The organism is Rhizobium sp. BK176 (assembly GCF_024808055.1).
Window position 1 is genome coordinate 231,171 of the sequence record NZ_JANUBV010000004.1, and the last position, 24,655, is coordinate 255,825.

Below are 24,655 nucleotides of genomic sequence, written 5' to 3' on the forward strand. Positions count from 1 at the left end.
TTGTCGGTTCCGATGCGAGTGTCAGAGAAGCGTCAGGGCGTTTCCCAATGAGCACACAAGCGACATGGTTAGGAGCATGGCGGCGGCGTGCCTCCATGTTACGGAAAGTCCTACCAAACATTTGAAGGCTGGAAACCTGGCCGGTTGATGCGCCGGTGTCATGGCAAGCAATTGATATTATTGGAGAAAAATGGTGTCGCTTACGCGACTAGAACACGCGACCCCATCATTACGAATTTCAGGAACTACCATTTCCACCACATACCCGATACAGCATGGCAACAGGCCACCGAGGACACGTTCCGAAGGATCGACCGACCGGGTTTGGGCAAGCGCACTTTACGCGAACGAATTGTAATTAACCGCTTCCTCTCAATCACTCGGTCAGCCTCGACACGCCAGGACAACTTGGTGGTGGAAAGCGCGCTCTACGCCTTCGAGAACGGCTTCAACCGAAGCCTGCTCTTGTGATCGCTCGGCCCGGGCGCACCGCTGGGAGCCGCCCCCCGGAAGTAGGACTTCTGCCATTTGTCCTGGGATGCCTTCGAATCCGGTTCGGTTAGGGCCGCATTGAAGGTGTTGCGGCTCTTCGTCCACTGGTCATATTCCCTCGCCAGATCCGGATTTTCCGAGAGATTGCGGATGTCCGGGGCGATGTCCTCGAGACTTCCTCGCGCGAGCGGAAAGAGGTGGCAGTAGGGTTCGTCCGCTTCAAAATACACCTTCTGGAACGGTCGGGTGAACTTCCAGTTCATCGTGAAGGTGTATGGAGACCAGTCAGTCTCGATGACGCCTGATAGCGGAGCAATGGCATCCTTGGGCCGGTTGATCGGGCCAGAGACGAAAAGGTCGACCCCGGACTCCGTCCGGAAGAGACAGGGCACGTGGAACGTCAGGACCCCGTCAATGTGTCATGCAGTGATGTGCCGGCGCCCGGTGCATCGTTGGTGAGGTCAATGATACCTGCGTTGTTCACGGTCACCAATTGCGAATTGTTGGCCGGTACGATGGCGTAGCCAAAGGAATTTCCCGCCTCGATCTTGCTGGTGGCGTCGATCGAGATCGTGCCAGTGCCAGTCGTCGAATCGCCGAGTGTCAGGACGCTCGTGGTATAGATGAACACGAACTCAGACTGATTGGTGAGATTGATGGTTTCCCAGTTGATCAAGCTCGATGGGGCGTCGCCTCCCTGGCCGCCGTCGTCATTGGAAGTGTGATCCCAGATCAGGGTGTCAGTCCCCTGGCCGCCGTCGATGAGCTTCCCCGCCGTCAGGTTTGCCTGCGTCAGATTAGTGAATCGTGCGGTGTCGTTTCCGCTTCCCATCTGGACGGTAGCGGCGATGTTGCCAACGAGCCAAGTGAAATTGTCGTCGCCCGCGCCCATGTCCACCTGTGTCTGGACGGTCCCCCCGAGCAGCTCTAGGGTATCGTTGCCGTCACCGAGGCTAATGGAGCCCTGGAAAGAGCCACGGTTGATCACCGTGTCGACAGAACTCCCTGTACTCGTCACCCCATTTGAGACCGAGCCTTCGGCGAAGTTGAAAATGAAGTTGGTTCCAACACCACCGAGGTTGATATTCCCATCGATATGCCCGCGGTTGTTGAGCGTGAAACTGTCGTTGTCCGTGGCCACCACGCTGTTGGTGAATCTTCCGCCGTTGTTGTTAACGACGCTGGTTCCGGGCCCGGTGACCACTACGTTACTGGTTAGGCTCGCCGTATTGTCTGCATTGATGGTTACAGACCGACCGGTCGTAGTTGGGCCAGGAGTTGAACCTGAGCAGTCGATAACACCGGGTGTATTCTCGACGCAGGCCGCTTCCGCTCGTGTGCCACTCAGGCCGAGAAGGGCGATTGAAGCAACGGATGACTGGAGAAGGAGAAGGCGTACGGATGCGCGACGCGACGCGCTAGGCCGAGCCGGTGGATAATTTGGGATCCGTGAAGGAAGTTGCACGTCAGCTAGATGCTCGCCGATCGGATGAACGCAAAACTGTGTGTACCCCGGATCAATCATCGATTACCCCCAGTAGCCAGCCCAAAGGCAAGTGTCGGTTGAGTTTTTCAAGCTGTCAATTGATTAGGTCAGGCTGAAGCATTGCAATTCGGAGCCCATGTGGTTCTTCGGCAACAGAGGGATTGTCTTGAAAAATATGATAATTTCACAAATGGGCAATCGCCACCGAAGGATCCGGCGGTTGATGCGCTCGGGTCGCCCACTGTGAGAAGCACCACCTAAGGGCGATTTTATTTGCAAGACCTGCGGGAAGCCAGCCCAACTTCCCGCACCCTTGGGAGGGACCTATGACGCTCAGATGAGCAGAAGCTTTTTGAGGACCGAGAAGACCTCCTTGTAGGGCAGCTTGGTCGCGCCCGCGATTGCAAACGGCAGGAGCGCTGCGGCGGCGACCGGCAGCAACGTGCTGCGGTTGACGAGCATCGACGACAGCTTGCGCGTTTGCTCGTACTGTTTCGTAAGATCGGCAGGCTCGATTGCCTGTTCCGCTTCGTCGGCATCTGGTGCAACAACGTTCGCGCCGATCGACTTGCGCTCCGCAGCCCTCTGCTGGGTCGTCGCTCGCGCCGATAGGGTCAAAAGCGTCTTGTCCTTCAGTTGAGTGAGCGGTTTCGAGAAGGCGGAGAGCGGATAGGCGAAAAACGCGAGGACGACCAAAAGCCAGGCGGCCATGATAGTCGTGAGCGTCGTGGCTGACAGATCGGCCTGCATCTGGTGCTTAGCGACCGCAGCCGCCATGCCGCAGCTGATACCGAAGACGAAGAGAACATAGGCGTTCGGATATTCCCCGAGGAAGGCAAGTCCGCCTTTGCCGTCCGGATGGGTCGACACCAGCCTCAGGTCGAGGCGCGCGATGCTTCGTAGCAGTTCAGCCCAGACAAGGTGTCGCCAGATGCCGCGGACCAAGAGGAAGATGAAGAGCGGTATGCTGACGACCACGCACCACCAGCCCGCTATTGTCAGGTGATGAGCATCACCTGTCACCGTCGTTGCCCAACTTGTCGATGGGAGCTGCTTGAATGTGGCAAAGGCAAGAACTGCGGAGACGGCTGCGAGAGCGAGGCACACGAGTTCCGCAAGCACCGAATCGCGTCGACCGAGCGCCGTGTTCAATGCAACTAGTGCAGCGCCCTCGGAGGTCGGTGTGATCAGGGGGGCGCGGAGGAATTGTCCAAGCTTGCGCCGCAATCCCGCTTCGACAGCCTGCTCGGCGGCCAAAAACGCGGCAATGCCAACAAAGAACCGCGCCCAGGGACCGGGGTCGGTAAGATAGGCCTTCAGCGTCGGCGTCTCCGAAGCCAGGGTGGGTAGGGTCAGAAGGAGCGGAACGGCCCAGGCGATGGCGACGAACACAAGGATTCGACGACCGGTATGGAGGTTTCTCTCATGAACGAGTTTGAGCCGCCGCTGAAGTTCGAAGAACGGGCCGCCATGTGACGCGAGGAATTGCAGTCGATCCTGCGGTTGATCGAGCTTGCCGGCAGTTGGCGGTGCAGCCTTCATCTCCGCCATCTTCAGTCCTCGGTGACCGACCAGCGGTCGCCGGGATTGAACTGCTTCATGGCGCGCGCGATCTTGTCTGTGTCCGCTCCGAGATCGGCCTGATAGACGATGCCGTTGCGGTTGACGACGAAGGTATTGACGCCCGTCTCGCCATACTTGACCGGCCACGCCACCAGGGCAAAGCCCGCGATCATGTTGCCGTTGATGACGTAGTCGTAGGGACCGCCGGCGATATTGCCGCCCTGGCGAGTCAGGACCTTGTAGCGGTAACCGAAGTATCCATTGTCTTTCGACTTCTCGAACTGGACATAGTCAAGATAGGGCGCAGCCGGACTTTCACCCAAGCCTTCGCTTTCGGGCCAATAAAGACCATCGGCCCGACCGGGACTGCTTACAAGCTTCTGAGCATATTCCAGCACGCCGTCGCCGTCATGGTCGGCGCTGGCGTATTGCTGCTGAGCGTCGACATAGCCGCGGACCGTTTCAATCGTTTGGATTTCGTTCTCACCGATGCGGCGATTGATAATCTCCTCGATACCGACGACGGGGTCGAAGGCATACTTGCCGTTCTCTACCTTCACGATCGGGAAGGGGAATGGCCACATGATCTCGCCGACATCGATGATGTTCTGGCCATTTTTCTCTTCGAGCGCGATGCGTTTTCCGATGCCGTCCTTGATGGCCGCAAGCGTTTCCGAAACGCCGTCGGTGGCTTTCAGGTGGGCCGCGTCGACGCCCAAAGCGGACGCCAGCTTGTCGAGGTCTGAGGCATTGACCGCGTCCTTGAACGCTGTCATCGCAGCTTCGGCGCTATCGTACTCGGTTGGCAGCTGCTTCGAGACGAGATCAACAAGATCCTTCTCGGCAGCCGACGTGCCGGCAGCCGACAGCAGAACCGACAAGACCGCGGAGGCAATCAAACGAAATCCAATGCGATGGCTATGAGCACTCATGGCAATAACTCCGTTTGGTTCAACTAGCGACGACGTCCACCGTGGGGGACGCGGGCATGACCACCGCCACCACGACCGCCAGCACCACTGAAGTGGGCCCCGCCGCCTCTGCCGCCGCCGCTGAAGTGAGCGCCGCCTCCGCCGCCACGGTGTGCGGCGAATTCCGGGCGGCTGGCATGGTGCCCGCCGCCCATCGCGCGGCCACCACGTTGCGAGTGAAGGTTGGCGGCGCTACGGGATCGAATTTCGCCAAGGCCCGAAGGACCATTGGGACGAATGTCGCGCTTGCCGGCCATCGCGTGATGTCCGATGTCGCGGTTTACGCGGTCTCCGATCTCACCGCGGCGTTCGCCAGGGCGGTTGTCGATGCGATCGCGGAGTTCTCCCTCACCGCCGGCACCAGGGCGGTTGGCAACGCGATCACGTAAATCTGAACCTCCGCCCGGTCTGTTGGCGACACGGTCGCGCAGTTCGCCACCGCCGCCAGCGATCTTGTTGGCTCTGATGTCCTTGATGGCAGACGGCGTCACTCTCGCATGGTTGGCATTTGCGGCTCGTGCCTTGACGGATTTGGCCTTCGTGCGGATGTCGTTGTTGCCGCCCGCTTCCAGCCTGTTGCGAATGTTCGTTTTGTCGATGTTGGCGAACTGGTTGTGATCGAACTTGATTTTGCTGCGATCGACATTCTTCCAGTCGACGTCGTTGAAGTTGACCTTGCCGTTCCGATCGAACCTGTTGAAGCAGTGGTCGCAATCGATATCGATGTCGTTGCCGTCGAAGCGACCGCCCCAGACGCCCCATCTGTCCCAATCGACCACGGCTCCAAACACCGCGCCCGTCACGAAGCCGGCGAAGTAGGTGGCGGTCGGGTAGTAGTAGTTCGGATAGGGATCGGGATAGTAGCCGATCGGCGCGGGAGCGTATCCTTCTTCGTAGAGCATCTGCGGCTCATACTGCGGGACGTATATCTTTTCCGGATTGGCGGCCTGGATCACGACGTTGTCGTTCTGCTGAACGACCTTCACCTTGTCGTCGGTCTTGATCATGCCATCCGCGACCGCCTTGTCGCGAAGCGTCTGAATGGCGATCAGCAGGTCTTTTTGCTGGTCGGCGACTGCATCGCCGAGCTGCTGCGTCCAGTCGAGGTCGTCACCCATCATTTTGACGATATCGGGGTAGTTGAGCAGGGAGACGACGCTGCCGTCCCAATCGTCCTTGGGCTTTAGTGTCGAGTTGACTTTGACCTGATCAAGAAACCGGGACGCTTCGACAATCTGAAGCGGATAGAGCGAGGCCGAGGTTACCAGTGCGATGAGTTCGTCGGGATAGAGCGCGATACGTGCGACAAGGACCTGCATTTCCGCGTCGCTCAGTTCGGTCGAGGCCGCGCTCTCGGTCGTTGCGGATCTTTGCGTGGCAGCCGCTTGGTCTTGGGCGTGGACCAGCCCGGCGCCGAAGCCGATGACAGTTGCCGCCGCGAGAAAGATCGCTGAGCGTCTTGCGTAGGCGTTAAAGAAGCGAAATCCCATTGACACGTCTCCAGGAGTTGCCGGCCTGGCTCACCGCATACGCAAGTCGTCGGGCAAACCATCTAACTTCAGGGAGGCAGCCGAACAGAATTCGAGCAGTTGCGAAAGTACTTTACGGTAAACTTGAACGTAACAAAGAAGGATCGAGCAACGTTCAGGCTTAGGCCCGGCAACGCGATCTACTGAATTGGCACGGGAGGCGGGCGCGCTTCGCCAAGTCCTTGCCTGGTCCACTCGTACATACGGACGTCCGTTCGGAAACTGCCAAGGCGAGCCGTGGCCAGATCGAGGATGTCGATCACGACGGCGTCCAGACCAAAGTAAGAAGGAGAACAAGGAAACGCACGGGTCGTCCCTTGATCCCGAACTGATATCCGAGGGTCGCCGTGCTCAGCACCATGACCCCGATGAGCCAGAAAATCTGGGCGGGCAGGCGGGTATCAAGCGCAAGCCGCTCGGAGGTCCCGGTATCAAAAGTCTCGTTGACAGCGCTCATCAGGGCTGCCGTAACGGCGTCCGGGCGTTGGCGAACGATAACAGTGACCTGGCTCCAGATTTCCTGCGCGGAGGTTTGCTGGTTCGCCTTCTCGATCGACTGCTGATCGCGCCCCGCACGAACGAAGCCTTTGATTGATGCCCGCATTCGACGCAACGAGGCGCAAAAATCGCCGCTTGGGCTCGCATTTACCACTATTCGATTATTTAGCTCTGTCGTGTGTGTACAGGAAGAACGCGACACTCAAACTCGCAGAGTGCGTGGAGAAGAATCTTTCAACGTTGCATTCCATGTCGCGTGGATTCGCCGACAGCTGCCTTCATCCGTTGGAAATCAACGGGAATGGCGGCAACAGGAATGGAACATGGCCGCCACGGTGACGACCCGCCGATTGCGTTCACCAGCGTGCAGCTGGTGGGCGCACGTCAACACATTGATTATAAAAGATTAAAATGGTGCCGCTTACGTGACTCGAACACGTGACCCCATCATTACGAATGATGTGCTCTACCGACTGAGCTAAAGCGGCAACCCGTGCGGGCGAACCATGCGGCCCCGCGATTTGCATGGGGCTGATACAGGCATTGTTTGAAGATTTCAAGCGCCCCGTCATCTCTTCGGTAAAAAAGAACGGCGCTGTGGAAATCTGTGGTCGACCGTTATAACGACAGGCGTGCACGGGCAGCCGTATATTCGCTCTCGAGCCGGTCGACGAGCTTGCCGACCGGTTCGATGGCCTTGATGGCGCCGATGCCCTGGCCGCTGCCCCAGATATCCTTCCAGGCCTTGGCGCCGCCGACGGCCTGTTCGAAATCCATCTTGGAGGGATCGGCGGCCGGGAGATTGTCGGGATCGAGGCCGACGGATCTGACCGAGGGCTTGAGGTAGTTGCCGTGAACGCCCGTGAAGTAGTTGGAATAGACGATGTCGTTCGCCATGCCGTCGACGATTGCCTGCTTGTAGGCCTCGGAGGCGCGAGCCTCCTCGGTCGCGATGAAGGGCGTGCCGATGTAGGCCATGTCGGCCCCCATGGCCTGCGCCGCGAGGATGGCGCCGCCATTGGCGATGGCGCCGGCAAGCAGCAGCGGCCCATCGAACCATTCGCGGATCTCCTGAACGAGGGCAAAGGGCGAAAGTGTCCCGGCATGACCGCCGGCACCGGCTGCGACGGCAATCAGCCCGTCGGCGCCCTTGCGGATGGCCGAGTTGGCATGGCGATTGTTGATGACATCGTGGAGTACGATGCCGCCATAGGAATGCACGGCGGCATTGACTTCCGGCACCGCGCCAAGCGACGAGATGACCACAGGCACCTTGTATTTGACGCAGAGCCTGAGGTCATGCTCCAGCCGCTTGTTCGACATGTGGACGATCTGGTTGACGGCAAACGGGGCAGCCGGCCGATCAGGGTTTGCCGCGTTGTGGGCAGCGAGATCCTCGGTGATCATCGCCAACCATTCGTCGAGCTGGCTCTCCGGCCGTGCGTTCAGCGCGGGAAAGGCGCCAACGACCCCAGCCTTGCACTGCGCCAGCGTCAGCGCCGGGTGCGAAATGATGAAGAGCGGCGAGGCGACAACCGGCAATCTGAGATTCTGGGTGAGGATCGGAGGCAGGGCCATAAGACACCGTAAGAATTGACGTTTACGAAAACGTCAATGTGATAGCAGAGACTTTCGGTGAGGAAAAGCTCGCTCTATCGATTCCATAAATATCGGCTATTCTTGCAAGACGATAAGGCAGCATGCGGCAACCCTGCGTTTTCCCCGGCCGATCCGACCCGGTAGCGGGGTGAGGCTTGCGATTTGCCCTGGTAGCAGCTACCGCTTTTACGAAGTGTTAAGGACAAAGCCCAGTCTCAGAGTAAAGGACCGGACGTGAGCGGATTAGAAACGGCTATCAGAACGGCGCTCAACAATGCCGATCGCGACAATCCCGAAGTCCGTGCAAAGATTTATCAATCCGCACGTCAGGCGCTCGAATCCGGTCTCCGCAAACAGGACATCACCGACGCGGAAGCGGTGACCCATCATCGCCATAGACTCGAAACCACGATCCATACGATCGAGGCTGAAGAGCGCGAGCGTCTGCATCCGCGTCAGGGGCCGCCTGAAATTCCTGTGCCACCCGAGGTGGAAATGCCGAAGCCCGTGGCCCATGCCGCAGAGGACGAGGCGGCAAACGTCTCGATCGGCGGCGAGACCCGCGAGCATTCTGTCACGGACCCACGCTTCGACGACGAATCCAGCCTCGCCGGCGTGCATGCGGGCAGCGGCGATCACCTCGGCGCTGCGCCGACTGCCGAGGCGCCGGCGACGGTGGAGCAAAAACCGGCTCGGATGGACTTTCGGCCGGAGCGTGCGGCGGTTCGGCGCAAGCCGCGTAAGTTCTTCTCCAGGCTGCTCGTCGCTTGCGTTCTTCTCGCCTTCATCGGCATGGGCGCATGGTGGGTCTATTCATCGGGCCTGCTGATGACCGCCGCAGAACGAGATACGGGCGTTGCCAATCCGCCGGCGACCACGCAACCGGAAGACTTTGACGGCACCGATAACGCTGCTGCGGGCGATAATGCGGCTCCCGTCACAATCGACCCGCAAAACTCGTTCTCGGCAGATTGGATCGAGGTTTTCAAGCCGTCCGATGCGGACAAGATCAAGACCGGCCCGCAATCCCAGACGCAGAACGTCGCTGAAAACGATGGCCCGGCAGTACGCCTGACCTCGCAAACCAATGGCAACGACGGCAATGTCAGTGTCAGCGTGCCGGCGGATGTGCTGCAGCAATTGGCCGGCAAGTCCTCGACGATTGCAATCACGCTGCAGTCGACGTCTGACGAACCGACGCAGATTACCGTGGAGTGCAATTTCCAGTCGCTCGGCGACTGCGCCCGCCACCGCTTTTCCGTCAGCCGCCAGAAATCGGATGTGCTTCTGCAGGTCCGCTTCGATCGATCACTGGCGCCGAACTCTGCCGGCAGCCTGACGATCAACACCGACGTCGACGGCAAGGCGCGCAGCATCAATCTTTACGCCGTGCGGATCCTGCCGGGACAATAAGCTATTTCAGGAAGCCGGGACCCGAGCCGATGATCTTGTCGTCGAGCTTGCCGATGGCGTCCTTGTCCTTGCCGTCGTAGTCCATCCTCTTCAGCATGTGACGGATCAGGTTTAGCCGCGCGCGACGCTTGTCGTTGGCGTGTATGACCGTCCAGGGCGCTGCGTCCGTATGCGTCTCCTTCAGCATACGGTCCCGCTTATCGCTATAGTCGCCCCATTTCGTCAGCGCCGCTATATCCATCGAAGAGAGCTTCCATACCTTGAGCGGATCGTGCCGCCGGTCATGGAACCGCTTCAGCTGCATCTCGCGGCCGATATCGAGGTAGAACTTGAAGAAGAAGATGCCTTCGTGGGCGATGCCGTTCTCGAGCTGAGGCGTTTGCTTCAGGAAGTCTTCATATTGCTTTGGAGTGCAGAAACCCATGACCGGCTCGACCCCGGCCCGGTTATACCAGGACCGATCGAACAGCACGAACTCGCCGGCGGTGGGAAACTGCGTGATGTAGCGCTGAAAATACCATTGCCCTGCCTCGCGTTCAGTGGGCTTGGTCAGGGCAACCACCCGGGCGAGGCGCGGATTCATATGGGCTGACGAGGCCGAAATCGCCCCACCTTTGCCCGCCGCATCGCGTCCCTCGAAAAGCGCCATGACGCGCTTGCCGGTCGCCTGCAGCCAGAACTGCACCTTGACGAGTTCAATCTGCAGTTTCTGCAGCTCCTCGAGGTATTCCTCTTCCTTGAGTTTCTTGTTGTAGGGGAAGTCGCCCGATTGCAGGGCTGCTTCGTCCACCCAGTCCGGCAACACGGGATCGTCGACATCGAAGACGCGCTTCTTTCCGCGGATGTCCAGTTCGACGGCTCTGCTTTCGACATCATCGGCCATGACTTCTCTCCCGCTGTAACCTTCGCTGAGACAGGCGATCATATTTTCTTTTGAAAATCAAATGTCTTGCAGATCGCGGAAATTCCTGTGCGTTCCTGTTACAGCCCTTCCACTGCTGGCTGCGGTCGAAAACTTCTGTCATGATTCACGGCTATCACGCAGAGGTTTGAAGGCAATAGTACGAGTCGGGATCGCGAGGGGCAGTGGAAGACAAAGTACCGTGGACAAGAAGCTTGATCGCACGCGTTCGGCAGGAACGCCCGGTTCTGCTGGTGGCGTTGCTGATCGCACTGATCGCTCTTGCCGCGGGCGTGAACAAGTGGGTCGTCCTCGGGCTTTTGCTATTGATGGTCATCACCGCCGTGTGGCACGCGGTTCCGGTCATCCGAGAGGCGCCGCTTGAGCCTGCTCCTGAGATTATCGAAACGCCGCCCAGCAGATTGGTTGAAGTAACGGCGACGTTGGCCGCGCTCGACATGCCCGTCATGGTGCTTTCAAACGATGCCTCGGTGCTTTACCAAAATCGCGCTGCGGAAAAGGCGTTTGGCGAGGTCACCATTGGTGCCCACATTTCCGCGCGCCTGCGCTCGCCGGGCGTCCTCGACATTATCGCCGAAACGATTGCGACCAATGCGCCGAACCAGATCGAGCACTCCGAGCGCCTGCCGTCCGAGCGCGTTTACATCGTCCGCAGCGCACCCGTGGAGTTGGATCGACAGCAGCCGACGGATGAGCGCTTCTTCTTGGTCTCGTTTCGCGATATTTCCGAAGTCCGGCGCATCGACCGCATGCGTTCCGACTTCGTCGCCAACGCCAGCCATGAGTTGCGGACGCCGCTGGCGTCCCTGCGAGGCTTCATCGAGACCATCCAGGGACCAGCAAAGAACGACGCGAAGGCGCAGGAGCGCTTTCTGGGTATCATGCTGGATCAGGCCACCCGCATGAGCCGTCTGGTCGACGACCTGCTTTCCCTTTCTCGGCTGGAACTCAAGTCGCATATCGCCCCGGATCAGAAGGTCGACCTCGTCCCCCTTCTCGGCCACGTCAGGGACTCGCTGGTGCCGCTTGCAAATGACGTCGGTGTGGAGATCGCTCTGCATCTGCCGCAAGGCAAGGCAGAGGTGCTCGGCGACCGCGACGAGTTGGTTCAGGTATTTGAAAACCTGATGGAAAATGCCTGCAAATATGGGCAGGAGGGGAAGACCGTCGATGTCTTCTTGAAGAATGGCTCGGGCGAACCTGTCGAGGTCACCGTGGTCGACAGGGGGCCGGGCATTCCTGCCGAACACGTGCCCCGTCTGACCGAGCGATTCTATCGCGTGAGCATCGAGGATAGCCGTTCGAAGAAGGGCACGGGGCTGGGCCTTGCCATCGTCAAACACATCCTGACCCGGCACCGCGCCCGGCTGATCGTCAAGTCGGAAGTCGGGAAGGGGACGAGCTTCACCGTGCGGTTTTGACATAAAACTGCAGCGACCTCGACCATCGTCTATTCTTTGTATTGTAAATTCAAATACATAAGCTGTCACAAATGTTTCGTCAAAATGACATAAAAGCTCTAGTCATCAGGGGCTAAAGAGAGCGTGCCGCTGATGAGACGGCACCGCCAAAGGCCACTGAAGGCCGCACTCAGACCGCATTATGCCCGGGAGATTGTTATGAACGCTTTTAAACTTACGGTCGCTGCACTTGCCGCTTCCGCCGCTTTTGCTGGCGCGGCTGTTGCTCGCGACCAGGTTCAGGTAGCCGGTTCCTCCACCGTCCTGCCTTACGCCAAGATCGTTGCCGAAACTTTCGGCGAAACCTTCACGGACTTCAAGACGCCGGTCGTTGAATCCGGCGGCACGGGCGCAGGCCTCAAGGAATTCTGCAAGGGCGTTGGCCCGGATAGCATCGACGTTGCTAACGCTTCGCGTCCGATCAACGCCAAGGAACTGGACGCCTGCAAGGCAGCTGGCGTAACCGACATCCAGGAAGTCAAGATCGGTTATGACGGCATCGTCTTCGCAACCGACTCGTCCAACCCGGACGTTGCTTACGTTCCGGCCGACATCTACAAGGCTCTGGCCGCTCAGGTTGTCGTTGACGGCAAGCTCGTCGACAACCCGTACAAGAAGTGGTCGGAAGTCAACCCGGCTCTTCCCGCTGTTGATATTGCTGCCTACATTCCGGGCGAAAAGCACGGCACCCGCGAAGTCTTCGAACAGAACGTTCTCGCTGCTGGCTGCAAGGCTTCCGGCGCTCTCGACGTCATCAAGGCTGCGATCTCTGACGCTGCTGCCCAGACCAAGGCTTGCGTTGCAGTTCGTAAGGACGGCGCTGCCGTCGACATCGACGGCGACTATCCGGAAACGCTGGCGCGCATCGCTGCCAACAAGACCGGCGTTGGCGTCTTCGGCCTTTCCTTCTATGAAAACAACGCCGACAAGCTGAAGGTTGCGACCGTCAACGGTATCGTTCCGTCGACCGAAACCATCTCCAACGGCACCTACCCGGTTTCCCGTCCGCTGTTCTTCTACGTCAAGAAGGCACACCTCGGCGTCATCCCGGGCCTGAAGGAATACGTCAACTTCTTCGTTTCCGAGCAGATGATCGGCCCTGACAGCCCGCTCGTCGAGTACGGCCTCGTTGCCGCTCCGGACGCTGAGCGCGACGCCATCCGCAAGAGCGTTGAAGACGGCAAGACCATGTAATGACCTTTGCCGGCGCGATCACCAGATCGTGCCGGCATTGCCTTGTTCCGTCGCTGGGACGAGGTTTGAACTTCTCCAAGTTTGAGAGCCGGATCGGTCTGCCTGCCGCTTCCGCTTTTGGAGTCAAAGGGCCTGGGGACCTAAACGAATGGGTACATCCATCATTCTCTTGTGCCTCGTGGTACTTGGCGCCGTTGCATATCTTGCAGCGCGCAGCCGTGCTACGGCACTTGCCGGGGGCAAGTCCTCCGCACTGCATTCGCGACCGGGTTACTATGGCGTCTATGCCGCAATCTGGACGGTGCTGCCTGCACTGATCTTGCTGTGCGCCTGGCTGGCGATCAGCCCTTCAATCATTGAATCGTCCGTCCGTGGCGCCTTCCCGGATGACGTAAAGGCCCAACCGGCCGCACAGCAGAACCTGAACTACGGCATGGTCAGCGCCATCGCGCGGGGCTTGCCGCTGCTCACTGCTGACGAGGTTGCCGGTGCTGCCGACGATCCGGCCGGCCTCCAGGCAAAGCTTGCCGCAAAGGGCGTTCCGCTCGCCGGTCCGCCTCAGCCCTATATGATCGAGGCGGCGCAGAAGCTGAATGCAGAATCCGGCTCCAGCCGCCTCGTGATGACGGCGCTGGTTCTCGTCCTTGCCGTCGCTGGCGCATTCTATGCGCTTCGCGAAGTCGCTCCGCGGTTCCGCGCACGAAACCGCGTCGAGCGCGTCATGCTCTGGGGCCTGCTCCTGGCATCGTCGATCGCCATCCTGACGACAATCGGTATCGTTCTGTCGATGCTGACGGAAGCGGCCCACTTCTTCGCTGCCGTTCCCGCTGCAGACTTCTTCTTCGGGACGGTATGGGATCCGCGCTTCGCCGGTGCTGGCAGCTCGTCCTTCGGGCAATTCGGCTTGATCCCGCTGTTGCTCGGTACGCTCTATATCGGCTTCGTTGCAATGCTCGTGGCGGTACCAGTCGGTCTCTTCGCGGCGATCTACATGGCTGAGTACGCCGCTCCCAGGGTTCGCTCGATCGCAAAGCCGCTGCTCGAAGTTCTCGCCGGTATTCCGACGATCGTCTACGGCTTCTTCGCCTTGGTCACCGTCGGTCCGTTCCTGCGCGATTTGTCTTCGCAGGTGAGCGGCCTCCTTTCCGGCAACTACACGAACTTCATTCAGGCGCAGAGCGTTCTGACTGCGGGTATCGTCATGGGCATCATGCTGATCCCGTACGTTTCGTCGCTGTCGGACGATATCATCACAGCGGTGCCGCGCGCGCTTCGTGACGGTTCGCTCGGTCTGGGTGCGACGCGCTCGGAAACGATCAAGAAGGTCGTGCTTCCCGCAGCGCTTCCCGGCATCGTCGGCGCACTTCTGATGACGGCCTCGCGTGCGATCGGTGAAACCATGATCGTCGTGCTGGCGGCAGGCGTTGCTGCCCGCATCCAGATCAATCCTTTCGAGCCTATGACGACAGTGACGGTCAAGATCGTCAATCAGCTGACAGGCGACCTTGAATTTACCTCGCCGCAGACGCTGGTTGCCTTCGCCCTCGGCATCACGCTGTTCTTTATCACGCTTTGCCTCAACATCTACGCGCTCTACATCGTGCGCAAATACCGGGAGCAGTACGAATGACGGATATTGTTTCTCCGGTTCAAGGCGTTGTCGTCTCGAAGGCGCCTGAACGTCGCGACATCGGCCTGAAGCGCCGCTATGCCGCCGAACGTCGGTTCCGGGCCTATGGGATTGCCGCAATCTCCTTTGGCTTGATCTTCCTGGCAATCCTGCTGACGAGCGTTATCAGCAAAGGCTATACGGCCTTTCAGCAGACGGCGATCACGCTGCCGATCGAGTTTAGCGAGAAAACGATCGACCCAAACAACAAGCGAGCGACCGATCCCTCGGTTCTGGTTGCTGCGAACTACGCGCCTCTCATCCGCGACGCGACGATCAAGGCGCTCAACCTCAATCCGTCGAGCCGTCCGGACCTTCGTGACGCAGCCGCGATGATCTCGAAGGGTGCGCCGATCCAGCTGCGCGACATGGTCGTTGCCGATCCGTCGCTGATCGGCAAGACGGTCAGTGTCACGCTGCTTGCGGACGCCAATATCGACTCCGCCAACAAGGGTCAGATCGACCTCAACGTGGACGAAAAGAACCGCAAGGTGAACGACAAGCAGGTCGGCTGGATGAACCAGCTTGCCGCCGATGGCACCCTGCACAAGAAGTTCAACACCGGTCTCTTCGTCAACGGCAACTCCAGCCGTCCGGAGGCTGCGGGACTCGGCGTTGCGCTGATCGGTTCGCTCTACCTGATGTTGATCGTGCTCGCCCTCTCACTGCCGATCGGTGTCGCAGCTTCGATCTATCTCGAAGAGTTTGCGCCGAAGAACAAGCTGACCGACCTGATCGAGGTCAACATCAACAATCTCGCGGCTGTTCCCTCGATCGTCTACGGCCTGCTCGGTCTTGCCGTCTTCATCAACTTCGCAGGCCTGCCGCGTTCCGCGTCGCTGGTCGGCGGTCTGGTGCTGTCGCTGATGACCCTGCCGACGATCATCATCGCGACGCGCGCAGCGCTCCGCGCCGTGCCGCCGTCAATCCGCGCGGCTGCCCTTGGTCTCGGTGCCTCGAAGATGCAAATGGTGTTCCACCACGTCCTGCCGCTCGCGATGCCAGGCATCCTGACCGGCACGATCATTGGCCTGGCACATGCACTCGGCGAGACGGCTCCGCTGCTCTTGATCGGGATGGTCGCCTTCGTCGCCAACGCACCGGCAACGCCGATGGAGCCTTCGACAGCCCTGCCGGTCCAGGTCTACATGTGGGCCAACGAAGCCGAGCGTGCCTTCGTCGAGCGCACATCGGGTGCCATCATCGTCCTGCTCCTGTTCCTGGTCGTCATGAACTTCGGAGCCATTCTCTTGCGTCGTCGCTTTGAGCGCCGCTGGTAAACGGAGTAGACATTATGAACATGTTGACGGAAGCAGCAGTTGAGAAGGCGCTGGATCAGAAGATGAATACCGTTCCCTATAAGATGATCGGCCAGGACGTCTCGGTTTACTACGGCGAAAAGCGTGCGCTTTTCGATGTGAAGCTGAACATTCGCGAAAACACGGTGACAGCATTGATCGGCCCGTCCGGTTGCGGCAAGTCCACCTTCCTGCGCAGCCTGAACCGGATGAACGACACGATCGATGGTTGCCGCGTTACCGGCAAGATCACGCTCGATGGTGACGATATCTACGATCCGGATATCGATGTCGTGGAGCTCCGCGCTCGCGTCGGCATGGTGTTCCAGAAGCCGAACCCGTTCCCGAAGACGATCTATGAGAACGTCGCCTACGGCCCGCGCATCCATGGTCTTGCCAAGTCGAAGGCCGACATGGACCAGATCGTCGAGGTCAGCCTGCAGCGCGCCGGTCTGTGGAACGAGGTGAAAGATCGCGTTCATGAAGCCGGCACCGGCCTTTCCGGTGGTCAGCAGCAGCGTCTCTGCATCGCCCGCGCCGTTGCCGTCAGCCCGGAAGTGATCCTGATGGACGAGCCATGCTCGGCTCTCGATCCGATCGCCACGGCAAAGGTCGAGGAATTGATCCACGAGCTTCGCGAAAATTACACGATCGTCATCGTGACGCACTCGATGCAGCAGGCCGCCCGCGTTTCGCAGCGCACGGCCATGTTCCACCTCGGCAATCTCGTCGAGGAGAACGACACCGACAAGATGTTCACCAACCCGGACGACCCGCGCACCCAGGACTACATCATGGGTCGCTTCGGTTGATCGCCGACGACGGTAACACTCACGACATTCAAGGATGATCCCTATGGCATCGACACATATCTTTTCTGCGTATGACGATGATTTGAAGTTTCTGACGCGCCGTATCTCGGAAATGGGCGGCCTGGCCGAGCAGATGGTTTCGGATGCGGTTCGCGCCCTTGTCAACGGCGACACGGCCCTGGCCCAGAAGGTCATCTCCGACGACGTGATCCTCGATCACGCCGAACGCGAGGTTGGTGACAAGGCGATCGTTACCATCGCCCGTCGCCAGCCCATGGCCGCCGACCTTCGCGAGATCATGGGTTCGATCCGCATCGCCGCTGACCTTGAGCGCGTCGGCGATCTTGGCAAGAACACCGCCAAGCGCGTTATCGCCGTGCAGAGCGCCGGCGTCCCGCGCAAGCTTGCCCGCGGCCTTGAGCACCTCTCCGAACTGGCGCTCGTCCAGCTCAAGGAAGTCCTCGATGTCTATACGAGCCGCGCTGCCGACAAGGCAAAGTCGATCCGTGAGCGCGACGAGGAAATCGACGCGATGTACACCTCGCTGTTCCGCGAGATGCTCACCTACATGATGGAAGATCCGCGCAACATCACCAGCTGCACACATCTTCTGTTCTGCGCCAAGAACATCGAGCGTATCGGCGACCACGCCACCAACATTGCCGAGACAATCTACTACATGGCCACCGGTGCTCAGCCGGAAGGCGAACGTCCGAAGGACGATACCGCCAACACCGTCGGCGCTGTCACCGAATAATCCTTCCGCGACCGCGCCCCCAGGAGACCGAAACGAATGATTCCAAAAGTAGCAGTCGTTGAAGACGAGGAAGCACTGAGCGTGCTTCTCCGTTATAACCTTGAGGCTGAAGGTTTCGAGGTCGATACCATCCTGCGCGGCGACGAGGCCGAGATCCGGTTGCAGGAACGGACCCCGGACATCCTGATCCTCGATTGGATGCTGCCTGGCGTATCCGGCATCGAACTCTGCCGCCGCCTGCGTATGCGGCCGGAGACCGAGCGCCTGCCGATCATCATGCTGACGGCCCGCGGCGAGGAAAGCGAACGCGTTCGCGGCCTCTCCACCGGTGCCGACGATTACGTCGTCAAGCCGTTTTCGACGCCGGAGCTCGTTGCTCGCGTCAAGGCGATGCTTCGCCGCGCCAAACCGGAAGTGCTCTCCACGCTCCTGAAGTGCGGCGATATCGAGCTCGACCGCGAGACGCATCGCGTTCATCGCAAGAGCCGCGAAGTTCGCCTTGGTCCGACCGAGTTCCGGCTCCTCGAATTCCTCATGGCGTCCCCTGGCCGCGTCTTCTCGCGCTCGCAATTGCTCGATGGCGTCTGGGGTCATGACATCTATGTCGACGAACGCACCGTCGACGTCCATGTTGGTCGTCTGCGCAAGGCGCTGAACTTCTCCAACATGCAGGACGTCATCCGCACCGTTCGCGGCGCCGGATATTCAATGGAAGCCTAGGCTTTCCCCGGAAAGCCTGCGCGACTTTCATAAAATTTCACAAATGAAAAACGGGCCCGCGAGGGCCCGTTTTCTTTGGTCCTTATCCGGCTTCCGGGTCAAGCGACCCGGTTGGCGGCCTTACGGCGCTCGTTTACCGGCTGATAGGCCATGCGTTGATGGTACGTGCAATATGGGGAGTTGTCCGGGGACTCGCAGCCGCAGAAGTGGAAGTCGTCCTTCAGCGGATCGCCGACCGGCCACTTGCAGGTGCGTTCGGTCAGCTCCGTCAGGCCCAGGCGACGCGAAATCGGAACGACCACGTTTGCGGCCGGACGATAACGGACTTCCTCGATCGCATCGATCTCGATTTCTTCCTTGAGCATCGTCGCGCCCTGCTGGCGAGTGACGGTGCGCGTGGCGACGCGAGATGCATAGTTCGGAGCGCGCGGTGCGGATGTCGTGCGCTTGGGTGTCCGGACGGTCGTCGTCGAGCCTCCGGCCTTGGCACGGCCGGGCAAACTCAAACGGTGGACTTTGCCGATGACGGCATTACGGCTTACACCGCCAAGTTGTGCTGCAATCTGGCTGGCGCTCAGGCCTTCGGACCAAAGCTTCTTCAGTTTTTCAACGCGCTCGTCTGTCCAGTTCATGCCCCTGTCTCCGCCTTATTAGCGTTGGTGTAGGCAGAATCCTTCACCGTTGCCCCGGACGTATCCGAGGCAAGAAACGCTTGCTCGATTTTGGTGACTAGTTCCGCCGCATGCAGTCTAGTAATTGAGTTTTAACCTAGTGTGAGGCTGACTCCGTGACAAGAGTCGGTTGAATCCCGGCGAATCGAATTTGGAGTTTTCCCCAACTTGCTGGACGGCAGAGTCATTTCTGCAACATTAGTTGTTGATAGGTCGGACGCCTCGGGATGGCAGCTTGACGCATGCAGCAAAAGCTCAGTTTTGTTGACATTGCAGTGCGAAAAGTAAATAGTGCTGCTCGCCGCCGAAAGGCGGCATTTTTAATTTTCAGGCCCGCCTTCCTTAGCCGGAGTCCGGCCGCTGATGATCAATGACAGGAGATCGCGCTATGGCTGAAGCCGCGCTTTACGATACCTACTCTCGTGCCCCCTTGCGGTTCGAGCGAGGCGAGGGCGTGTGGCTGATCAGCGAAACGGGCGAGCGATATCTTGACTTCGGTGCGGGCGTGGCCGTCACCTCCGTTGGCCATGGTCATCCGCATGTCGTCGGCGCCCTGAAGGAGCAGGCCGACAAGGTTTGGCACCTTTCCAACATTTATGAGATTCCGGGCCAGGAAACGCTCGCGAAGCGTCTGACCGATGCGACGTTCGCCGATAAGGTATTCTTCACGAACTCCGGCGCGGAAGCTTTGGAATGCGCGATCAAGACTGCGCGTCGCTATCAGTATTCCAAGGGCCACCCCGAGCGGTTCCATATCATCACCTTTGAAGGCGCCTTTCATGGACGAACGCTGGCGACCATCGCCGCTGGCGGCCAGGAGAAATATCTCGAAGGCTTCGGTCCCAAGGCGCCCGGTTTCGATCAGGTTCCCTTCGGCGATCTCGACGCCGTTCGTGCCGCCATCACGAGCGAAACAGCCGCGATCCTTATCGAGCCCATTCAGGGGGAAGGCGGCGTCCGGCCGGCGACCAACGAGTTCCTGAAGGCGCTCCGCGCAATCTGTGACGAGAACGGCCTCCTGCTAATCTACGACGAAGTGCAAACGGGTGTAGGACGTACCGGCAAGCTCTTTGCGCACGAGTGGTCTGGCGCCACGCCTGATATCATGGCGGTCGCCAAGGGCATTGGCGGCGGCTTCCCGCTCGGAGCCTGCCTCGCGACGGCAGAAGCCGCATCTGGGATGAAGGCCGGCACGCACGGCTCCACCTATGGCGGCAACCCGCTGGCTATGGCTGTCGGAAGTGCCGTGCTCGACGTGGTTCTCGCGGACGGCTTCCTGCAGCAGGTGCGCGACGTCTCGCTGGTCTTCCGCCAGGGGCTGGCCTCGCTCAAGGATCGCTATCCTGATATTATCGAGGATATCAGGGGCGAGGGACTGCTGCTCGGCGTCAAGGCCGCCGTACCATCCTCGGAACTGCTGCAGGCGATCCGTGACGCTCATCTGCTCGGCGTTCCCGCTGGCGACAACGTCATTCGTCTTCTGCCCCCTCTGGTCGTCACGGCTGACGAAGCCCGCGAGGGCCTTGCCCGCCTTGAACGCGCCGCTGAAAGCCTGCGCGCTTCGAAGGCAAAGAAGACGGCTTGAATGGATAAAGCCTGCCGAAAGGCGGGCGTGATAGGTAAAGACGATGGCATCCCCCAAACACTTTCTCGATCTCTCCGCCGTCGCGGCATCTGACCTGCGGCTCATCATGAACGACGCGATGTCCCGCAAGGTGGCCTTCAAAGCCGGCCAGGGTGACAAGCCGCTCGCCGGCAAGATGCTGGCGATGATCTTCGAGAAGCCCTCGACCCGCACCCGCGTGTCTTTCGATGTTGGCATGCGCCAGCTTGGCGGAGAGACGCTGTTCCTGTCGGGTACCGAAATGCAGCTCGGCCGCGCCGAGACGATCGGCGATACGGCGAAGGTGCTGTCGCGCTATGTCGATGCGATCATGATCCGGACGACCGATCACGGTCGCATGCTGGAGCTTGCCGAACACGCGACTGTTCCGGTTATCAACGCGCTGACCGACGACACGCATCCCTGCCAGATCATGGCCGACATCATGACCTTCGAGGAGCATCGCGGCCCCATCAAAGGCAAGACGATCGCCTGGACCGGTGACGGCAACAACGTGCTGCATTCGTTGGTCGAGGGGGCTGCCCGTTTCGGCTATCGAATGAATATGGCGGTGCCCCTTGGTTCCGAGCCGAAGGATCACTATTTGAACTGGGCCCGCAATGAGGGCGCCGAAATCATGCTTTGCCATGATGCCGACCGTGCGGTCGCCGGCGTCGATTGCGTGGTGACCGATACCTGGGTCTCCATGAATCAGGAACATCGGGCCCGGGGTCACAACGTCTTCCAGCCTTATCAGGTCAATTCGGCTTTGATGGCACAGGCCGGCAAGGATGCATTGTTCATGCATTGCCTGCCTGCCCATCGTGGCGAGGAAGTCACGGACGAGGTGATCGACGGCCCGCAATCCGTGGTCTTCGATGAAGCGGAAAACCGTCTTCATGCGCAGAAGTCGATTCTTGCTTGGTGCCTGGGCGCGATCTGAACCATACTGGCGCCACGTTTGGCCGGAAGGCCCGGTGGCCGCGCGAGCGGATGGACACTCTTGTCCGCCCGCTCTCAGACTAGGAGAAGACCATGGCAGAACCTGCAGCCGCCCTCGGCGAATTCAATTTCGCCGGTGATGATCATGTCGTTCCTTTTCAGGTCGAGGGCCTGGATGTGCGCGGCCGCGCCGTCCAGCTCGGCCCGATGCTCGACGCGATCCTCGAGCGCCATCGCTATCCTGCGCCCGTCGCGAGGCTTCTCGCCGAAGTCGTCGTGTTGACGGTGCTGCTCGGCACGTCGCTGAAATTCGAAGGTAAATTCACGGTCCAGACCAAGGGCGACGGCCCGGTGGACTTGCTCGTTTGCGACTTCTCGACACCTGAGAACGTGCGTGCCTATGCACGCTTCGACCAAGGCCTCCTCGATAAGGCGATTGCCGCCGGCCAGATCGAGCCGGAGCAGCTGCTCGGCAAGGGCATGCTGGCCTTTACCATCGACCAGGGCAAGTTCAGCCAGCCCTATCAGGGCATCGTTGCGCTGGATGGTACAACGCTCGAGGAGATTGCCGGCACCTATTTCCGCCAGTCGGAGCAGATCCCGACGCAGGTGCGTCTGGCTGCGGCCGAACTCTTCGATCGCGACGAAGCCGGCAAGCCGCGTCATCGCTGGCGGGCAGGGGGGCTCGTTGCCCAGTTCCTGCCGGAAGCACCGGAGCGCATGCGCCAGCCGGACCTGCATGGGGGCGACGGCGACACGGCTGGCAGCACCCACAAGGAAGACGATGCCTGGATGGAAGCGCGCTCGCTCGTCGATACGATCGATGCCGACGAGTTGACCGATCCGCAGGTCGGCACCGAGCGGCTGCTTTACCGGCTGTTCCACGAGCGAGGCGTTCGCGTCTACGAACCGAGAGAGGTTTTCGATCGGTGCAGTTGTTCGCGTGAGAAGATCAAGGGTGTGCTGAAGGGGTTCTCGAGCGAAGAAATCGATGCCAGTCAGGAAGACGGCAAGATCTCTGTCACCTGCGAATTCTGCTCCACCACCTATCGCTTCGAGGTGGAAGAGGTGGCGCAAGCTGCCGAGTGATCAGTTCAGGACCCTGAGAAGTCCTGGCGAATCCAGGGAGAAGGCGGGTATTTCGACATTGAAAAGCTCGCCTTCGTCGGTTTCCATCTGGTAGTGGCCGAACATCAGTCCTGATGGCGTATCCAGTGGGCAGCCCGAGGAATATTCATACGTATCGCCCGGAGAAAGGCGCGGCTGCTCGCCGACTACGCCGGCGCCCGTGACCTCATCGACGATACCGTTCTGATCGGTGATGTTCCAATAGCGGTTCACCAGTCGCACGGTTTTGTCGGAATTGTTGCTGATGACGATCCGGTAGCCCCAGACATAGCGATCGTCCTCCGGATCGGATTGCTCCTCCAGATAAAAGGGTTCGACGACGACTTCAATGTCTCGTGTAAGGGCGCGGTACATACCTACACCATAGTCAACATACGTTACCGGTATCTTATACAGCGACCAATCCGTCAATAAACCGATAGTCGATCACGTCCGAAATGCCTGTAATGGCAAGAAGTTTCGCGTATTAAGTCCGATTTTCGGCAGTCTTGCTTGCGACAAAGGGCGTATGGCTGTCGGCCGGATTTGCTTCAATCCGGCCGATGCCAGACCAATCAGGCGTTTACTTTTGCGAGGGCCTGGGCGAAATCCTCGATCAGGTCGTCCGTGTCCTCGATGCCTGCAGACAGACGAACCGTGCCGCCGGAAATGCCGAGTTCTGCCCGCGCTTCGTCCGTCAGGTTCTTGTGCGTCGTCGTCGCCGGGTGGGTGATCAGGCTCTTGGCATCGCCCAAATTGTTGGAGATCTTCACAATCTGCAAGGCGTTCTGCAAGGCGAAAGCCGCTTCCTTGCCGCCCTTCAGTTCGATGGCGACCAGTGTCGAGCCACCCTTCATCTGCTTGGCGACGATGTCGGCTTGCGGATGATCCTTGCGGCCTGGATAGATGACCTTGGCGACCTTCGGCTGCTCGGCCAGGAAGTCGGCGATCTTCGCTGCGTTTTCGGTCTGCTGCTTGACGCGAAGCGGCAAGGTCTCAAGCCCCTTCAACAGCGTCCATGCCGTGAATGGCGACATCGCAGGGCCGGTGTGGCGGTAATAGTCCTGGAGATGTTCGGTGACCCACTCCTTGTCGGAGAGGATCACGCCGCCGAGGCTGCGGCCCTGGCCGTCGATGTGCTTGGTGGCCGAATAGACGACGATATGGGCGCCGAGTTCAAGCGGCTTCTGGAAGATCGGGGTTGCAAAGACGTTGTCGACGACGACCTTGGCGCCGATCTGGTTGGCAAGCTTGGCAACGCCGGCGATATCGATCACCTCAAGGGTCGGGTTAGTCGGGCTTTCCAGGAAGAACACCTTGGTGGTCGGGCGGATCGCCTTTTCCCAGTTCTCAAGATAGCGGCCATCAACGAGCGTGCATTCGATGCCGTATTTCGGCGCGAGTGTCTCGACGACCCACCGGCACGAACCGAAAAGTGCGCGGGCGGCAACGATGTGGTCGCCTGCCTTCAGCTGGCAGAGGATTGCTGCCGTGACGGCTGCCATGCCCGAAGCGGTAGCGCGGGCTTCCTCGGCGCCTTCGAGCGCGCACATGCGCTTCTCGAACATGTCGTTGGTGGGGCTGCCGTAGCGGGCGTAGATATAGCCCTCCGTCTCGCCCTTGAAGCGTGCTTCCGCCGCTTCCGCGCTGTCATAGACAAAGCCCTGCGTGAGGTAGATTGCTTCCGAGGTCTCGCCGTATTGCGAGCGCAGAGAGCCGTCGTGAACGAGTTGGGTTGCGGGGCGCCAAGTCTTGCTCATGAATCACCACTTTCAAACAACAAAAAAACCGGCCGCGAAAGCAGACCGGTTTTGCACCCGGTCTTTTTAGCCACTTGTTTAACGTGGCTGCAAGCCGACCGGCCAAATCACCACGGGATAAAAGTGCAATACTGCCGTTCTATGCTTGCGTCAATTCCTTGAGTTTGGTTTTGTCTCCACCGAATATGG

At 59.7% G+C, this 24,655-nt stretch carries 22 protein-coding genes, 1 tRNA gene and 1 riboswitch; of the genes, 11 read left to right on the forward strand and 12 right to left on the reverse strand.

Annotated elements, in window-relative coordinates; genetic code table 11:
• Window positions 1-428 precede the first annotated feature (428 nt).
• The 8 genes from FHT76_RS16535 to FHT76_RS16570 form a co-directional block, all read right to left on the reverse strand.
• Complete coding sequence (locus tag FHT76_RS16535) at window positions 429-884, reverse strand: DUF6065 family protein (protein ID WP_259126426.1); 456 nt, start codon at window positions 882-884, stop codon at window positions 429-431.
• A gap of 8 nt (window positions 885-892) precedes the next feature.
• A complete protein-coding gene (locus tag FHT76_RS16540; protein ID WP_259126428.1) occupies window positions 893-1,636 on the reverse strand; it encodes a hypothetical protein in 744 nt (247 codons plus the stop codon).
• A 675-nt stretch (window positions 1,637-2,311) separates the two neighbouring features.
• Complete coding sequence (locus FHT76_RS16545; protein WP_183860401.1) at window positions 2,312-3,529, reverse strand: hypothetical protein; 1,218 nt, start codon at window positions 3,527-3,529, stop codon at window positions 2,312-2,314.
• A gap of 2 nt (window positions 3,530-3,531) precedes the next feature.
• Window positions 3,532-4,479 (reverse strand): DUF2950 family protein, encoded by a 948-nt coding sequence (locus FHT76_RS16550; RefSeq protein WP_405049260.1) that lies wholly within the window; start codon window positions 4,477-4,479, stop codon window positions 3,532-3,534.
• A 17-nt stretch (window positions 4,480-4,496) separates the two neighbouring features.
• On the reverse strand, window positions 4,497-6,002 hold the full coding sequence (locus FHT76_RS16555; RefSeq protein ID WP_183860398.1) for a DUF3300 domain-containing protein: 1,506 nt from the start codon (window positions 6,000-6,002) through the stop codon (window positions 4,497-4,499).
• A gap of 298 nt (window positions 6,003-6,300) precedes the next feature.
• A complete protein-coding gene (locus tag FHT76_RS16560; RefSeq protein ID WP_183860396.1) occupies window positions 6,301-6,645 on the reverse strand; it encodes a hypothetical protein in 345 nt (114 codons plus the stop codon).
• Window positions 6,646-6,951: 306 nt separating this feature from the next.
• Window positions 6,952-7,027, reverse strand: a tRNA-Thr gene (locus FHT76_RS16565).
• Between the two features lie 130 nt (window positions 7,028-7,157).
• The gene (locus FHT76_RS16570; RefSeq protein WP_183753054.1) at window positions 7,158-8,117 is read right to left on the reverse strand and encodes a nitronate monooxygenase family protein; all 960 of its coding nucleotides are present in this window, start codon (window positions 8,115-8,117) and stop codon (window positions 7,158-7,160) included.
• A 255-nt stretch (window positions 8,118-8,372) separates the two neighbouring features.
• Between FHT76_RS16570 and FHT76_RS16575 the strand changes: the two genes are divergently transcribed.
• The gene (locus FHT76_RS16575; RefSeq protein WP_259126429.1) at window positions 8,373-9,551 is read left to right on the forward strand and encodes a hypothetical protein; all 1,179 of its coding nucleotides are present in this window, start codon (window positions 8,373-8,375) and stop codon (window positions 9,549-9,551) included.
• 1 nt (window position 9,552) lies between these two features.
• Here FHT76_RS16575 and ppk2 read toward each other — a convergent pair whose 3' ends face one another.
• Window positions 9,553-10,434: a polyphosphate kinase 2 gene (gene ppk2 / locus FHT76_RS16580; RefSeq protein WP_259126430.1), complete on the reverse strand. Its 882-nt coding sequence runs from the start codon at window positions 10,432-10,434 to the stop codon at window positions 9,553-9,555.
• A gap of 236 nt (window positions 10,435-10,670) precedes the next feature.
• Here ppk2 and phoR point away from each other — a divergent pair, with 236 nt between their 5' ends.
• The 7 genes from phoR to phoB all read left to right on the forward strand — a co-directional run bounded on the left by phoR (window position 10,671) and on the right by phoB (window position 18,383).
• The gene (phoR, locus tag FHT76_RS16585) at window positions 10,671-11,894 is read left to right on the forward strand and encodes a phosphate regulon sensor histidine kinase PhoR (protein ID WP_183860762.1); all 1,224 of its coding nucleotides are present in this window, start codon (window positions 10,671-10,673) and stop codon (window positions 11,892-11,894) included.
• Between the two features lie 198 nt (window positions 11,895-12,092).
• Window positions 12,093-13,127 carry a substrate-binding domain-containing protein gene (locus FHT76_RS16590; RefSeq protein WP_016552611.1) on the forward strand — a complete coding sequence of 345 codons (1,035 nt, stop codon included), beginning with the start codon at window positions 12,093-12,095 and terminating at the stop codon, window positions 13,125-13,127.
• A 148-nt stretch (window positions 13,128-13,275) separates the two neighbouring features.
• Window positions 13,276-14,757: a phosphate ABC transporter permease subunit PstC gene (pstC, locus tag FHT76_RS16595; protein WP_183753048.1), complete on the forward strand. Its 1,482-nt coding sequence runs from the start codon at window positions 13,276-13,278 to the stop codon at window positions 14,755-14,757.
• Window positions 14,754-16,076: a phosphate ABC transporter permease PstA gene (pstA, locus tag FHT76_RS16600; RefSeq protein ID WP_259126431.1), complete on the forward strand. Its 1,323-nt coding sequence runs from the start codon at window positions 14,754-14,756 to the stop codon at window positions 16,074-16,076. The genes pstC and pstA overlap by 4 nt, the downstream gene beginning before the upstream one ends.
• 14 nt (window positions 16,077-16,090) lie before the next feature.
• On the forward strand, window positions 16,091-16,906 hold the full coding sequence (gene pstB, locus FHT76_RS16605; protein WP_016552614.1) for a phosphate ABC transporter ATP-binding protein PstB: 816 nt from the start codon (window positions 16,091-16,093) through the stop codon (window positions 16,904-16,906).
• A gap of 43 nt (window positions 16,907-16,949) precedes the next feature.
• Window positions 16,950-17,663, forward strand: a complete 714-nt coding sequence (gene phoU, locus FHT76_RS16610; RefSeq protein WP_016552615.1) for a phosphate signaling complex protein PhoU — start codon at window positions 16,950-16,952, stop codon at window positions 17,661-17,663.
• Between the two features lie 36 nt (window positions 17,664-17,699).
• Window positions 17,700-18,383 carry a phosphate regulon transcriptional regulator PhoB gene (gene phoB, locus FHT76_RS16615; protein ID WP_016552616.1) on the forward strand — a complete coding sequence of 228 codons (684 nt, stop codon included), beginning with the start codon at window positions 17,700-17,702 and terminating at the stop codon, window positions 18,381-18,383.
• 98 nt (window positions 18,384-18,481) lie between these two features.
• Here the strand turns inward: phoB and FHT76_RS16620 are convergent, their stop codons facing one another.
• The gene (locus tag FHT76_RS16620) at window positions 18,482-19,015 is read right to left on the reverse strand and encodes a GcrA family cell cycle regulator (RefSeq protein WP_183860389.1); all 534 of its coding nucleotides are present in this window, start codon (window positions 19,013-19,015) and stop codon (window positions 18,482-18,484) included.
• 427 nt (window positions 19,016-19,442) lie between these two features.
• Here FHT76_RS16620 and FHT76_RS16625 point away from each other — a divergent pair, with 427 nt between their 5' ends.
• The 3 genes from FHT76_RS16625 (at window position 19,443) to FHT76_RS16635 (ending at window position 22,688) form a co-directional block, all read left to right on the forward strand.
• A complete protein-coding gene (locus FHT76_RS16625; RefSeq protein ID WP_183860387.1) occupies window positions 19,443-20,639 on the forward strand; it encodes an aspartate aminotransferase family protein in 1,197 nt (398 codons plus the stop codon).
• A gap of 43 nt (window positions 20,640-20,682) precedes the next feature.
• Complete coding sequence (argF, locus tag FHT76_RS16630; protein WP_183860385.1) at window positions 20,683-21,600, forward strand: ornithine carbamoyltransferase; 918 nt, start codon at window positions 20,683-20,685, stop codon at window positions 21,598-21,600.
• A gap of 92 nt (window positions 21,601-21,692) precedes the next feature.
• A complete protein-coding gene (locus tag FHT76_RS16635; RefSeq protein WP_183860383.1) occupies window positions 21,693-22,688 on the forward strand; it encodes an Hsp33 family molecular chaperone in 996 nt (331 codons plus the stop codon).
• Here FHT76_RS16635 and apaG read toward each other — a convergent pair whose 3' ends face one another.
• Window positions 22,689-23,081, reverse strand: a complete 393-nt coding sequence (gene apaG / locus FHT76_RS16640) for a Co2+/Mg2+ efflux protein ApaG (protein ID WP_016552621.1) — start codon at window positions 23,079-23,081, stop codon at window positions 22,689-22,691.
• Window positions 23,082-23,281: 200 nt separating this feature from the next.
• Complete coding sequence (locus FHT76_RS16645) at window positions 23,282-24,466, reverse strand: O-succinylhomoserine sulfhydrylase (protein WP_183860381.1); 1,185 nt, start codon at window positions 24,464-24,466, stop codon at window positions 23,282-23,284.
• Between the two features lie 45 nt (window positions 24,467-24,511).
• A riboswitch (SAM riboswitch) is annotated at window positions 24,512-24,590 on the reverse strand.
• Window positions 24,591-24,655 lie beyond the last annotated feature (65 nt).